The following is a 12736-nucleotide window of genomic DNA, read 5'->3' as shown; positions in this document are numbered from 1 at the left end:
CGGACCGCGCGCCCCGGCACGACGATCCGGACGGGAGACCTCGATGACGTCGGCCCGCAACGCGGCCGACGGGGCCCGGCACGCTCCGGACAGAGGAACTCTCGCCGGCGTCTGCCCGCAAACGCCCGGCACGTCCCGGACACGAACCCTCGCCCGCGTCGACCAGCGAGCCCAGCACGATGCGCGCGCGGGACCTCTATGACGTCGGCCCGCAACGCGGCCGACGGGGCCACACCCCGGCCGGCGGTCCCGGCAGCCGATCCGCCCCCGCCCCGCCCCCGTCCCGGCCTACCAGGGATGCGCCGCCAGGTACCCGGTGATCTCCTTCCGGTCCCAGGCGCCGTCCGCGACGACCACCCGGTAGCGGCGGGTGAGGGTGTCGCCGGGGGCCAGCTCCAGTTCGTCGTGGAAGGCCCAGGACGGGGCGATGCCGGCGAAGGGTTCGTTGCGGACGAACCAGTGCGCCGGGTGGGCCCCGGCTTCGCCGGACTCGTCGTTCTCGGGAGCGTGCGCGAAGACCACCGTGGCGTGGCCGTCGCTGCCGTCGTGCTCGCCGGACAGCGCGAGCCACGGTCCCTGCGTTCCCATCAGCTCGGGCCCCTCCCCGTCGGGGCCGATGATCCGGCCGTCGCGGAAGGCGCGCGGACCGCGCCAGAACAGGCCCGTGTAGCCGGCCATCTCCCGCCCGGCGGTGGTCGGACTGCCGAACCGCAGCGGCTCCCGGCGACGGTTGGTGATGGCGCTGCTCCAGGTCAGCGCCCAGGAACCGGCGGCCCGATCGACGTCGTGCACCTCGATCCGGCGCCGCTCCTCGGCCCACAGCTCCCCGCCGTGCGGATGCCAGGTGAGCCGCTCGGCGACGACGGCACGGTCGCCGTCGGCCGTGACCTCGTCGAAGCCGGCGTGCGCCATCGAACCGACGCGCTCCGGCAGTTCGAGATACCCCTCGCCGTGGACGTAGCTGTTGCCGCCCCAGAGGTTCGCGCCCGAGAGGTGGGAGGCCGTCAGCGACAGCCCCTTGTGCCAGCGGTGGTCGTTCGGCCGGTAGTCGGTGACGACATCGCCCGCGAGGGTGCGCAGCGGGTGGATGTACGGCTTCGGCGCCTCCCAGGCCGCCTCCGGCCGGTAGACGTATGCGAGCAGTTCGACGCCGCTGTCGGGGTCGGTCACGGTGATGCGGTCGCCGTGGGTGTGGACGAGACGCAGCCCGGTCATGCCGACACCTCCCGGCCGCCGACGGCCACGCCGGTGGACTCGACGGCGGGCGCGGTGGCGGGCGCGGTGGCGGGCCCCCAGCCCGGGGTCCCCCCGTGCAGGGCCGTGTAGAACGGGTCACCGGGCCCGATCTCGCCCCGCTCCACCGTCACGTCCGTGAACGCGGACTTGTACAGGGCGCTGATCAGCTCCAGGCTGGTGCGCCCGTCGTCGCCGCTGCTGCGCGGTCGCTCCCCCGCGCGCATGGCGGCGACGAGTCCCCGCAGCTGGGCCAGGTGCGAGCTGGGCACGTCGGTCCCGAAGTCCTGCCAGGCGGCGGCCCGTTCCGCGGGGACGTCCCGCGCCGGGGTGATCCGCCAGTCGGCGTTGGCGTGGCCGTAGAGATGCGTCAGTTCGACGGTGGCGTGCTCGCAGTCGATGCGGATGCGGCTGACCTCGTCGGGGCTGAGGACGCTGTTCACGATCGTGGCCATGGCCCCGTTCTCGAACCGGACCAGGGCGGTGGACACGTCCTCCGTCTCCACGTCGTGGACGAGCCGGCCGGCCATGGCCCGCACCTCGCTCCACGGCCCGAGCAGATCGAGCAGCAGGTCCATCTGATGGATGCCGTGGCCCATGGCGGGGCCGCCGCCCTCGGTCTGCCACCGCCCGCGCCAGGGAACCGCGTAGTAGGCGGTGTCGCGGTACCAGGTCGTCTGGCAGTGGGCGACGAGCGGCCGCCCCATCGCCTGCTCGGCGAGCAGGCGACGTACGTGATCGGAGCCGGAGCCGAAGCGGTGCTGGAAGACGATCGAGGCGTACGGCCCGTGCTCGGTCCCCTCCTCGGCCGCCACGGCGTCGTAGTCCGCGAGTGTCGGCACGGGCGGCTTCTCGCACCACACCCAGGCACCGGACCGCAGGGCGGCCACGCTCTGCTCGCGGTGCAGGGTCGGCGGGGTGCAGATCGTCACCAGGTCGGGGCGCTGCTCCGCGAGCATCCGGTCCAGGTCGGTGTAGGCGTGCGGAATCCCACCCTCCGCACAGAAGGCCTCGACCGCGTCGGCATCGACGTCGACGGCCGCGACGACCTCCGTCTCACCCTCCGCGGCGAGCCGGGCGAGCGCGGGCAGATGGGAACCGCGCGCGATGGCACCGGTACCGATGACGGCGGCGCGGATCCGGCGACCGGCGAGCGGAGGGGATGGGGACATGGGCGTGATCAGCACTCCTGCGACGAACGACCCGACACGGGAGGGAGAGCGACAGCTGCGACCAGCGGTATAGCAAGCGCTTTCCCCGGCAGCAACGTAAGCGGCGGCCCCCTGGCCGGTCAACACATACGTCCTGTTGGACTGCCGTGCGCGCTTCCCCTGCGCGACCTCCTTCGAAACCCCTGTGGCGGGCCTGTCACCCGGGGGCGCTACGCTGCCTTCCGACACACCACTTGATCACCGCGCGCGGCGGCTCGCCGCGTCCGTCGCCCCTCCCCGATCGGCACTTGGACTCCGTAACCTCATGTCTTGGTTTGAATCACTCATCCTCGGACTCGTCCAGGGGCTGACCGAGTTCCTCCCCGTCTCCTCCAGCGCGCACCTGCGGCTGACCGCGGCCTTCTCCGGCTGGGAGGACCCCGGGGCCGCCTTCACGGCGATCACGCAGATCGGCACGGAAGCCGCGGTGCTGATCTACTTCCGCAAGGACATCGGGCGGATCATCTCCGCGTGGTCCCGGTCGCTTTTCGACAAGTCGATGCGCGGGAACCACGACGCCCAGATGGGCTGGCTGGTGATCGTCGGCTCCATCCCGATCGGCGTGCTGGGCGTCACGCTCAAGGACCAGATCGAGGGCCCGTTCCGCGACCTGCGGATCACCGCGACGATGCTCGTCGTCGTCGGCATCGTCATCGGCATCGCCGACCGGCTGGCCGCCCGCGACGAGAACGGCGGCCGGCACCGCGCGCCCAAGCAGCGCAAGAGCCTGGAGAACCTGGGCGTCAAGGACGGCCTGATCTTCGGCCTCTGCCAGGCCTGCGCCCTCATCCCCGGGGTCTCGCGCTCCGGCGCCACGATCAGCGGCGGCCTGTTCATGGGCTACAAGCGCGAGTCCGCGGCCCGTTACTCGTTCCTGCTCGCCATCCCGGCGGTGCTGGCCTCCGGCGTCTTCGAGCTGAAGGACGCGGTGGAGGGCGGCCATGTGGCCTGGGGGCCGACGGCGTTCGCGACGGTGATCGCCTTCGCGTCCGGATATGCCGTGATCGCATGGTTCATGAAGTTCATCAGCACCAAGTCGTTCATGCCGTTCGTGTACTACCGCGTGGTCCTCGGCATCGTGATCATCATCCTCGTCGCGACGGGCGCCCTGAGCCCGCACGCTGCGGAGTCGGCGGGCTGATCCCGCCCAGGCGGCAACCCGCGCGCGTGCCGTCGACGTAGCCGCCCGCTGCCGGGGAGCCGGTTCTCGGCCGCCCTGCGGCGCTCGCCAGGACCCCACGCGGTCCGTGTCGGCCCCCGTCGGCCGGTCCCCTGCTCGGACCGGCCGCGTACGCCGGCCGGTTCCGTACGGCGGCCGTCCGGCAGCGCTCGGCAGCAAACTCCGCGCGGCCCGTGTCAGCCCCATGCTCAGGCCGCCCCGCAGCGCTCGCCAAACTCCGCGCAGTAGGCGTCGACCCCGCGCCCGTACCGGCCCCATCCCGGATTTCGCGCGCCCGTGTCAGCCCCACGCTCAGGCCGCCCGAGAGCGCTCGGCAAAACTCCGCGCGGTAGGCGTCGGCCCCGCGCCCGGACCGGCCCCCGCCCGGACCGACCCCGTGCGCCGACCAGCCCCGCGCTCGGGCCGGCCCCCGCCTTCCCCCGTCCCGGCCCGATGGCGGGCAGCCGCACGCGGCCTACTCCGGCGCCACGATCCGATCGACCGCCGCCGTCACCAGTTGTTCGCGCTCGGCCTCCGTGAAGACGTCCGGAAGCGTGAGCTGTTCGACGATCAGCCAGTTCAGCGTCAGGATGAGCAGCTTGACGGCCATGGCGTCCCCCGGGAGCCCGGACGCCTCGTGGTAGGCGACGTTCGCGTCCACGTCGGCCCTGACCCGCTCGGTGAGCACCTTGCGCAGTTCCGGACGGCGGGTGGCCTCGAGGCGCAGCTCCAGCAGCGCGAGGTAGCCGGTACGGAACGAGGCGACGCGGCCGACCAGTTCCCGCATCAGCCCCGCGTACGCCGTCCGGTCGCGGCCGGCCGCCCGCTGGCGGGCGATCGTGTCCTCGTCGGGCCGGAGCCGCTCGTAGACACGGGCGCCTGCCTGGGTGAGCAGGTCGTCGCGGTTGGCGAAGTAGTTGGACGCGGTGCCGACGGGCACGGCGGCCTCCGTGTCCACCGCCCGGAAGGTCAGACCTCGGGCGCCTTCCCTGGCCAGCACCTCGATCGCCGCGTCCACGAGGGCGGCGCGCCGCTCCTCATTGCGTCTCACCATTGACACCACTCCAGTTGTAGTACTACGGTATGACCACTACACACACAGTACTACGTGGGGAGTCATCCGGATGCGAAAGCTCGTGTATTACGTCGGCGTCACGCTCGACGGCCGCATCGCCGGCCCGGGCGGCGAGTTCGACTTCTTCCCGCAGGGCGACGAACGGCAGGCCGCCGCCTACTCGTCCGCGCTGACCGCGCTGTACCCCGAGACCGTCCCGACCGCCTACCGCGCGGCCGCCGGCGTCGCCGCGGACGCGCCGAGCCGGCGCTTCGACACCGTCGTCATGGGCCTCGGCAGCTACCGGCCCGCACTCGACAACGGCATCACCAGCCCGTACGCGCACCTGCGCCAGTACGTCGTCTCCAGCACGCTCGAACCGGACGTCGACCCGGCCGTCACCGTCGTCCCGGGCGACCCGCTCGGGCTCGTCCGCCGGCTCAAGCAGGAGGAGGGAAGGGGCCTCGACGTCTGGCTGTGCGGCGGCGGGAAGCTCGCGGGCGCCGTCCTGCCCGAGATCGACGAGATGGTGCTCAAGCACTACCCGGTGGTCGCCGGCGCCGGAATCCCGGCCGTCGACGGCGCCTTCGACCCCACCGCCTTCGACGTCGCCGAGCGCACCGCCTTCCCCAACGGTGTCACCCTCACCCGCCTCGTGCGCGCCGGGCGGTGAGCGGCGTCCGACCACCCGAGCCGTCCGAGCGGTGCACACGGTCGTGACGAAGTCCGTCGGGTTCGCGTAGCCACCCGGTAGCGCAGTGTCAGTGCTTGCCCCTAGGCTGGTGCGCATGTCCCCGAGTTCATCGAGCCCTGGTTCCGTGCGGTCCGCCGCCGAGTTGAACGAGCAGATCCGGGCACTGTGGCTGCGCGCGGGCGGATCGCTGTCGGCCCAGGAGCGGGCGGAGTACGAGCTGTTGGTGGTGGAGTGGGCCAAGGCCATCCGCGGCGAGGTGGTGAAGGCGGCCTGAGGCCGGCCTCGTCTCCGGCCGACCTCGGTTCGCGCCGCCGCCCCGTTCCCGGTCCGGGACCGCCCGACCGCCGCACCACAGCCTCGCCACCACCGCCTCGCCACCACCACCGCCGAGCCGCTTCCGTGCTCGCGCCGCCGCAAGCGCCCGGCGCCCCGGCACGCCGCGCCACCCCACGAGGGCGCGCTACGACGGCACGACGGCCCCGCCGTCCACCCCGTCGTCCACCCCGTCGCTCGCCCCCGACTCCAGCGGCGGGTCGCTGAGTTGCTCCCGCACGTAGTTCCACACCACCGCGATCACCGCCGCGACCGGCACGGCGAGCAGGCTCCCGACGATTCCGGCGAGGCTGCCGCCGAGCGTGACCGCCAGCAGGACCACCGCCGCGTGCAGGCCGAGTCCCCGGCTCTGGATCATCGGCTGGAAGACGTTGCCCTCCAACTGCTGCACCACGACGATGATGGCCAGCACGATCAGCGCGTCCGTCAGGCCGTTGGAGACCAGCGCGATGAGGACGGCGACGAAGCCCGCGAAGAGCGCGCCGATGATCGGCACGAACGCCGACACGAAGGTCAGCACCGCCAGCGGAAGCACCAGCGGCACGTCCAGGATCCACAGGCCGAGGCCGATCAGCACCGCGTCCAGCAGACCGACGATCGCCTGCGAGCGCACGAACGCGCCCAGCGTGTCCCAGCTGCGCGCGGCCACCGCGGGCACGTCCGCGGCGAACCGGCCGGGCAGCTGACGGGCCAGCCACGGCAGGAACCGGGGGCCGTCCTTGAGGAAGAAGAACATCAGGAAGAGCGCGAGCACCGCGGTGACCAGACCGTCGACCACCGTGCTCACCCCCGTGACGACCGCGGTGACCATGCTCCCCAGGCCGTCCTGGGCGCGGGTGACCGCGCTGTCGAAGGCCTTGTTGATCTCATCGTCCCCGATGTTCAGCGGCGGCCCGGACGCCCATTCACGCACTCTCTGGAGACCTTCGACCACCCCGTCTGTCAACTCCCCCGACTGGGAGGCCACCGGCACCGCGATCAGCGCCACGATCCCCGCGGCGACCAGCAGGAACAGGACGGTCACGAACGCCGCCGCGAGGGCGGGCGGCCAGCCGTGCCGGCGCAGGAAGCGCGTCGGGGGCCAGGTCAGGGTGGTGATGAACAGACCGACGACGAGCGGCCAGACGACCGACCACATCTGCCCCAACAGCCATAGCGCGACCGCCAGCCCCACGAGGAGCAGCAACAACTCGACGGATATGCGCGCCGACGCGCGGAGCGCGGCGCGGGTCCTCGTGGAACTCAACGTGGCAGACATGGGGCTCACCCTATGGGCAGGCCGGTCATGGACACGCACGGCCCGGTCCCTGCTCAGGAGGTCTTCCGGTGGTTCGCCGCACTGATCGGCCGGACATACCCGCACGGCCCTTGGCGCCGCGCCCGCGATGCCCAACACTCGGGCCATGACGCAGCGTGTGGAACTCGCCGCCGTGATGGACCGCCTGGCCGTCGACGGTCTGATCACCGACTACGCGGTCGCCGTGGACGACGGCGACTGGGAGGCCTACCGGAACCTGTTCACCTCGGACGGGCGGGCGGACTACCGCTCGGCCGGGGGGATCGAGGGGGAGGTGGCGGAGGTCGCCGCCTGGCTGGAGGAGAGCATGCGGCTGTTCTCGATGCGCCAGCATCTGATCGTCAACCGCAGACTGCGCTTCGGGGTCCTGGAACAGGACCGGGGCGACACCGCCCAGGTCCAGGCCGACTATGTGAACCCGATGCGGCTGGCCGCCGGGGCGGGCCCCGCCACGGCCCCGGACCTGGTGTGCGGCGGGCGGTACGCCTTCGGGCTGCTGAGGACGGAGGAGGGCTGGCGGGTGCGCGAGGTGGTCGTGCGCGAGAAGTGGCGCCGGATGCCCGGCCAGGACGCCACCGGCTGACCGCAGCGCGCCCCCGCCGGAGGCCATCTGGTCGGAGATCGCACCGGGCGCGCACACTGGAGCGATCACGGGGTAGAGAGGTGCCGTATGAAGACCTTCGGTCACTGGCTCTCCTCCCCGTGGCGGCGCGCGGCTCTCGCGGCCCTGGCGGGTGCGCTGCCCGTACCGGCCTACCCGGCGCCCGGCCTGTGGTGGTGGGCGTACGCCGCGCTGATCCCCTGGCTCCTGCTGGCGCGTTCGGCGCCGACCGGCAAGCGGGCGCTGTACGACGGCTGGGCAGGCGGGTTCGGGTTCATGCTGTCGATGCACGTGTGGCTGGTGCCGAGCCTCCATGTCTTCACGCTGGTCCTCGCCGCCCTGCTGGGCGCGTTGTGGGCGCCGTGGGGCTGGCTGGTGCGCCGGCTCCTCGGCGGGGTGCCCTCACGGGGCCGGGCCGCGGCCGCGCTGCTGGTCCTCCCCTCGGGCTGGCTGGCGGTGGAACTGGTCCGCTCCTGGCAGGGACTGGGCGGGCCGTGGGGCGTGCTCGGGGCCAGTCAGTGGCAGGTGGAACCGGCGCTGCGGCTGGCGTCGGTCGGCGGGGTGTGGCTGCTCAGTTTCCTGGTGGTCGCGGTGAACGTGGCCGTCACCCTGCTCGTCGCGGTTCCGGCGCACCGGGTCCCGGCCGTCGCGGGCCTGGTGGCCACGGCGGCCGCGGCCTCGGCCGCGTGGGTGTGGTCGCCGCGGCCGGACGCCGACGGGCAGGCCCGGGTGGCCGTCGTCCAGGCCGGTGTCGTCGACGGGCCCGACCGCCGCTTCGACCGCGAGGAGCAGCTGACCCGGCGGCTCGTCGGGCAGGACGTCGATCTGATCGTCTGGGGCGAGAGCAGCGTCGGCCACGACCTGGACGCCCGGCCGGACCTGGCCCGCCGCCTCGCCGCCCTGTCCCGGGCGACCGGCGCCGACATCCTGGTCAACGTGGACGCCCGCCGCTCCGACCGGCCCGGTATCTACAAGAGTTCGATGCTGATCGGACCCCAGGGACCGACCGGCGACCGGTACGACAAGATGCGGCTGGTGCCGTTCGGCGAGTACATCCCCGCCCGGTCGCTGCTGGGCTGGGCCACGTCCGTCGGCAAGGCGGCCGGCGAGGACCGGCGGCGCGGCACGGAGCAGGTGGTGATGAACGCCGGGCCCGGCCTGCGCGTCGGCCCGATGGTGTGCTTCGAGACGGCGTTCCCCGACATGAGCCGCCATCTCGTCGAGGACGGCACCGACGTCCTGGTCGCCGAGTCCTCGACGTCGACGTTCCAGAACAGCTGGGCCCCCGCCCAGCACGCCTCGCTGGGCGCGCTGCGGGCCGCGGAGACCGGCCGCCCCTTCGTGCACGCGACCCTGACGGGTGTCTCGGCGGTGTACGACGCGAGCGGCGAGCGCATCGGCCCGTCGCTGGGGACGGAGGCGAGCACCACGGCCGTCTACCGGGTGCCGCTCGCGGACGGCGTCACCCCGTACGTCCGCTTCGGCGACTGGCCGGTCCACGCGGCCCTGCTCGTCCTCGTGGGACTCGGCCTGGTGGAGGGGGCGCGGGCGATCAGGCCGCGCCGGAACGCTCCCGCACCGCTCGGACCACCCGCTCGCACAGTTCGTGAGTCGCCAGCGCGTCCCGGGCGCTGAGCGTCCTCCCGGCGCGAACGGCGTCGAGGAAGGCCAGCACGGCCTGCTCGATGCCGCGCTGGCGGGCCACCGGCACCCAGTCGCCGCGTCGCCGCACGGTCGGCTGCCCCTTGTGGTCGATCACCTCGGCGAGGTTGACGACCTGACGCTTGGTGTCCTGGCCGGAGACCTCCAGGATCTCCTCGTTGGATCCGCTGAGCCGGTTCATCACCCCGAGCGCGGTGAACCCGTCACCGGCCAGCTGGAGCACGACGTGGTGCAGCAGCCCCGCCTCCACCCGGGCCCGTACGGTCACGTCCTCGACCGGTCCCGGCACCAGGAAGCGCAGGGTGTCGACGACGTGGATGAAGTCGTCGAGGATCATCGCGCGCGGCTCCTCGGGCAGGCCGACGCGGTTCTTCTGCATCAGGATCAGCTCGCGCGGGTGGTCGGCGCACTGCGCGTACCCGGGGGCGTGACGCCGGTTGAAGCCGACGGCCAGGCTCGTGCCCCGCTCCTCCGCGAGCGCCACGAGCCGTTCGGAGTCGGCGAGTTCGTACGCGAGCGGTTTGTCGACGTAGGTCGGGACGCCCGCCTCCAGCAGCCGGGTGACGATTTCCGGATGGACGGCGGTGGGGGCGTGCACGAACGCGGCGTCCAGGCCCTGGGCGAGGAGTGCGTCGAGGTCGCGGTGGCGCTGTCCGTCCGGCAGCCGCAGGATGCCGGCGACCCGGTCGAGGGTGGCCGGGGTGCGCGTCTGGAGATGGAGTTCGATCCCGGGCAGCGCCCCGAGGACCGGCAGATACGCCTTCTGCGCGATGTCGCCGAGTCCGATGCAGCCGACCTTCACGAGGGCTCCTTCACTGCTGGTCCGCGCCCGCCTGCACGGCAGCATACGGGGCCTGTCGCGGCCGTCGGCGGGCCGTCCCTTCCGAGCGGCGCGGCGGCGGCCCCGGCCCGGCGGCCGACACCGCCGCCGACCCCGCGCTCGGTACGGCGACGGCGGCCGGGTCGGCGGCCGGGCGGAGGCGGGCGGCCCGAGGTGACGCCGGGCGTCCGGCGGCCGTCACGGTCACGGTCACGGGGAAAACACGTGGTGGCGGGGGGCCGGGTGGGCGACCATGCGGGCATGACGACGCAGCGCACCGAACCCGCCCAGAACGCCGACGAACGCACCATGCTGGAAGGCTGGCTGGACTACCACCGCCAGACCCTCGCCCACAAGTGCGAGGGCCTCACCGACGCCCAGTTGCGCACCGCGTCCGTGCCGCCGTCCGAACTGTCCCTGCTGGGGCTGGTGCGGCACATGGCGGAGGTGGAACGCCACTGGTTCCGCAGGGTCCTCGTGGACGACGGAGCCGCACCGATCCACTACGACGACGAGGACCCCGACGGCGATTTCCACCTCACCGAGAAGGACACCTGGCAGGAGGCGTACGCCACCTGGCAGGCCGAGATCGGGATCGCCCGGCGCAACGCCGCCGAACTCCGGCTGGACGAACTCTCCCGCGGCAGGAGCGCGTCCACCGGGGAGCCGTTCAACCTGCGGTGGATCTACACGCACATGATCGAGGAGTACGCGCGGCACAACGGTCACGCCGACCTGCTGCGCGAGTGCGTCGACGGCGTCACCGGCGACTGACGCGGCGTCACCCGCGACCCTCGCGCATCCTCCCCACGGGGTACGAGATCACCCGTGCGGGGTATCGTCCGCTTGTCCGCCGTGCCTCGGCGGGCCCGAGCCACCAGAGTGGCGCGGGTGCAGCGAACGACGACTACCGCGACGCTTCTGGTGACCGTGGCCGTCACGGCCCTCACCGGATGCGTGACCGTCCAGCACCCACCCGCGCCCGGTCCGCCCGCAGCCCCGGCCCCGCCGTCCGTGCCGCGGCCCGACGGGCGGGCCGGGACACAGGTGGTGCAGGCCCCCGCCCAGGAGGCTCTGGAGATGGTCGGACCCCGGCGGGGGCGGGACGCGACGGCACCGGCGCCGCGCACCGCACCCGCGGTGCCGGCCGAGCAGCCCCCGTCCAGCCGGTCCCGCCCGCAGGCCCCGGCACATCCCGCACCCGCCCGGCCGGAACGCCGTCGCCCCGCGCAGCCCCGCCTCGACCTCCCCGGCGTGACGAAGGGGGTGCGGGGGAACACCGACGTGTGCGCCCTCGGCAGGAAGTACGGGGGGTGGCGGGCCGGCAGCCCGGAGACCGTGATCTGCGAGGGCACGTACGGGCGTTGAGGTTCCCCGCCTCGGCTACTCGGGGCGGGGGTGGTCCGTACCGCCCTCTCCCAGCCGCAGCTCCATCCGGCTGATGGCCGCCCGCAAGCCGTCGCCGTAGGTGTCGTCGCCCAGTCCGCGGGCCGCTCTGCGGGCCTTGCGGACATGGGTGCGGGCGGCTTCCGTACGGCCGAGTTTGACGTAGTCCGCCGCGAGGTTGAGATGGAGCGAGGGGTACAGCGCCCGCACGGCGGGTGCCCGCTCGTGCTCCTCCGCCGCGGTCAGCGCCCGCAGGTCCCAGGTCAGTTCGTCGAAGGGGTCGTCCTGAGTGTCGGCCAGGTAGTGGGCGACGGTGCAGCGGTGCAGCGGGTCGCCCTCCTCGCCCAGCTCCTCCCACAGCTCCAGCAGGCGGCGCCTCGCCTCCTCCCGGTCTCCCCCGTGGTGCAGCATCACGAGTTGCCCGATCCGGGTCAGCACGGCGTCCGGCGCCGACTGTTCCTGCCGATACTCCGCCACGAGCCCTCCTTGCGTTGTTGCGAAGACGCTAACCGCAGGCACCGGAGATCCCGGTCAGGCGGCACCGAGCCGGTCCGGCGAGGGCCGGCTCGGTGCGGGTCGGGCCAGGTGCGGGTCAGGTCAGGTTCGGGACCGTCCAGTCGATGGGTTCGTGCCCCTGCCGGGCCACCGCCTCGTTGATCTGCGTGAACGGGCGGGAGCCGAAGAACTTCTTCGCCGAGAGCGGGGAGGGGTGCGCCCCCTTGACCACCGCGTGCCGGGTCTCGTCGATGAGCGGCAGCTTCTTCTGCGCGTAGTTCCCCCACAGGACGAAGACCGCCGGGTCGGGCCGCTCGGCCACGGCGCGGATCACCGCGTCGGTGAACCGCTCCCAGCCCCTGCCCTTGTGCGAGTTGGCCTCACCGGCGCGGACAGTGAGGACCGCGTTGAGCAGCAGCACGCCCTGCTGGGCCCACGGCATCAGATAGCCGTTGTCCGGGACGGGGGTGCCCAGCTCGGCGTGCATCTCCTTGTAGATGTTGCGCAGCGACGGCGGGATCCTCACCCCGGGCCGCACCGAGAAGCACAGCCCGTGTCCCTGGCCCTCGCCGTGGTAGGGGTCCTGGCCGAGGACCAGGACCTTCACCCGCTCGTACGGCGTGGCGTCGAGCGCGGCGAAGACCTCCTCGCGCGGAGGGTAGACGGGCCCCTTCGCCCGCTCCTCCTCGACGAACTCCGTCAGCTCCTTGAAGTAGGGCTGCTCCAGCTCGTCGCCCAGGACCCCGCGCCAGGTCTCGGGCAGCATGGCGATGTCGGTCACGTCAACGTCC

Annotated in this window: 14 protein-coding genes; 7 read left to right on the top strand and 7 right to left on the bottom strand. The window is 73.0% G+C overall.

Annotated features, from left to right (window positions below):
- Positions 1-288: 288 nt before the first annotated feature.
- Positions 289-1215 carry a PmoA family protein gene (locus ACFYO5_RS06445; RefSeq protein WP_356562807.1) on the bottom strand — a complete coding sequence of 309 codons (927 nt, stop codon included), beginning with the start codon at positions 1213-1215 and terminating at the stop codon, positions 289-291.
- Entirely contained in the window at positions 1212-2405 is a 1194-nt protein-coding gene (locus tag ACFYO5_RS06440; protein ID WP_388704902.1) for a Gfo/Idh/MocA family protein, read from the bottom strand. The genes ACFYO5_RS06445 and ACFYO5_RS06440 overlap by 4 nt, the downstream gene beginning before the upstream one ends.
- Positions 2406-2709: 304 nt before the next feature.
- Here ACFYO5_RS06440 and ACFYO5_RS06435 point away from each other — a divergent pair, with 304 nt between their 5' ends.
- Positions 2710-3585 (top strand): undecaprenyl-diphosphate phosphatase, encoded by an 876-nt coding sequence (locus ACFYO5_RS06435; RefSeq protein ID WP_388704899.1) that lies wholly within the window; start codon positions 2710-2712, stop codon positions 3583-3585.
- Positions 3586-4078: 493 nt separating this feature from the next.
- On the opposite strand, the gene ACFYO5_RS06430 is transcribed toward ACFYO5_RS06435, so the two are convergent.
- A complete protein-coding gene (locus tag ACFYO5_RS06430) occupies positions 4079-4657 on the bottom strand; it encodes a TetR/AcrR family transcriptional regulator (protein ID WP_388704896.1) in 579 nt (192 codons plus the stop codon).
- Between the two features lie 70 nt (positions 4658-4727).
- Between ACFYO5_RS06430 and ACFYO5_RS06425 the strand changes: the two genes are divergently transcribed.
- Both ACFYO5_RS06425 and ACFYO5_RS06420 read left to right on the top strand, forming a co-directional pair.
- Positions 4728-5330, top strand: coding sequence for a dihydrofolate reductase family protein (locus tag ACFYO5_RS06425; protein ID WP_388704893.1), 603 nt, complete (start codon positions 4728-4730; stop codon positions 5328-5330).
- Between the two features lie 115 nt (positions 5331-5445).
- Complete coding sequence (locus tag ACFYO5_RS06420; RefSeq protein WP_356562785.1) at positions 5446-5625, top strand: hypothetical protein; 180 nt, start codon at positions 5446-5448, stop codon at positions 5623-5625.
- 186 nt (positions 5626-5811) lie between these two features.
- On the opposite strand, the gene ACFYO5_RS06415 is transcribed toward ACFYO5_RS06420, so the two are convergent.
- Positions 5812-6942: an AI-2E family transporter gene (locus ACFYO5_RS06415; RefSeq protein ID WP_388704890.1), complete on the bottom strand. Its 1131-nt coding sequence runs from the start codon at positions 6940-6942 to the stop codon at positions 5812-5814.
- A gap of 145 nt (positions 6943-7087) precedes the next feature.
- Between ACFYO5_RS06415 and ACFYO5_RS06410 the strand changes: the two genes are divergently transcribed.
- Positions 7088-7564, top strand: a complete 477-nt coding sequence (locus tag ACFYO5_RS06410; RefSeq protein WP_388704887.1) for a nuclear transport factor 2 family protein — start codon at positions 7088-7090, stop codon at positions 7562-7564.
- 87 nt (positions 7565-7651) lie between these two features.
- Positions 7652-9217 (top strand): apolipoprotein N-acyltransferase, encoded by a 1566-nt coding sequence (gene lnt / locus ACFYO5_RS06405; RefSeq protein ID WP_388704884.1) that lies wholly within the window; start codon positions 7652-7654, stop codon positions 9215-9217.
- On the opposite strand, the gene ACFYO5_RS06400 is transcribed toward lnt, so the two are convergent.
- Complete coding sequence (locus tag ACFYO5_RS06400) at positions 9135-10046, bottom strand: Gfo/Idh/MocA family protein (RefSeq protein WP_388704882.1); 912 nt, start codon at positions 10044-10046, stop codon at positions 9135-9137. The genes lnt and ACFYO5_RS06400 overlap by 83 nt on opposite strands.
- Positions 10047-10325: 279 nt before the next feature.
- Between ACFYO5_RS06400 and ACFYO5_RS06395 the strand changes: the two genes are divergently transcribed.
- Positions 10326-10838, top strand: a complete 513-nt coding sequence (locus tag ACFYO5_RS06395) for a DinB family protein (protein ID WP_388704880.1) — start codon at positions 10326-10328, stop codon at positions 10836-10838.
- Between the two features lie 117 nt (positions 10839-10955).
- Positions 10956-11432, top strand: a complete 477-nt coding sequence (locus ACFYO5_RS06390) for a hypothetical protein (protein WP_388704878.1) — start codon at positions 10956-10958, stop codon at positions 11430-11432.
- A 15-nt stretch (positions 11433-11447) separates the two neighbouring features.
- On the opposite strand, the gene ACFYO5_RS06385 is transcribed toward ACFYO5_RS06390, so the two are convergent.
- Entirely contained in the window at positions 11448-11927 is a 480-nt protein-coding gene (locus ACFYO5_RS06385) for a hypothetical protein (RefSeq protein WP_356562773.1), read from the bottom strand.
- A 115-nt stretch (positions 11928-12042) separates the two neighbouring features.
- Entirely contained in the window at positions 12043-12726 is a 684-nt protein-coding gene (gene ung / locus ACFYO5_RS06380; RefSeq protein WP_388704875.1) for a uracil-DNA glycosylase, read from the bottom strand.
- Between the last annotated feature and the right edge of the window lie 10 nt (positions 12727-12736).

The organism is Streptomyces sp. NPDC006259 (assembly GCF_042870975.1).
GTDB lineage: Bacteria > Actinomycetota > Actinomycetes > Streptomycetales > Streptomycetaceae > Streptomyces.
This window is presented reverse-complemented; position numbering and strand designations above follow the sequence as displayed.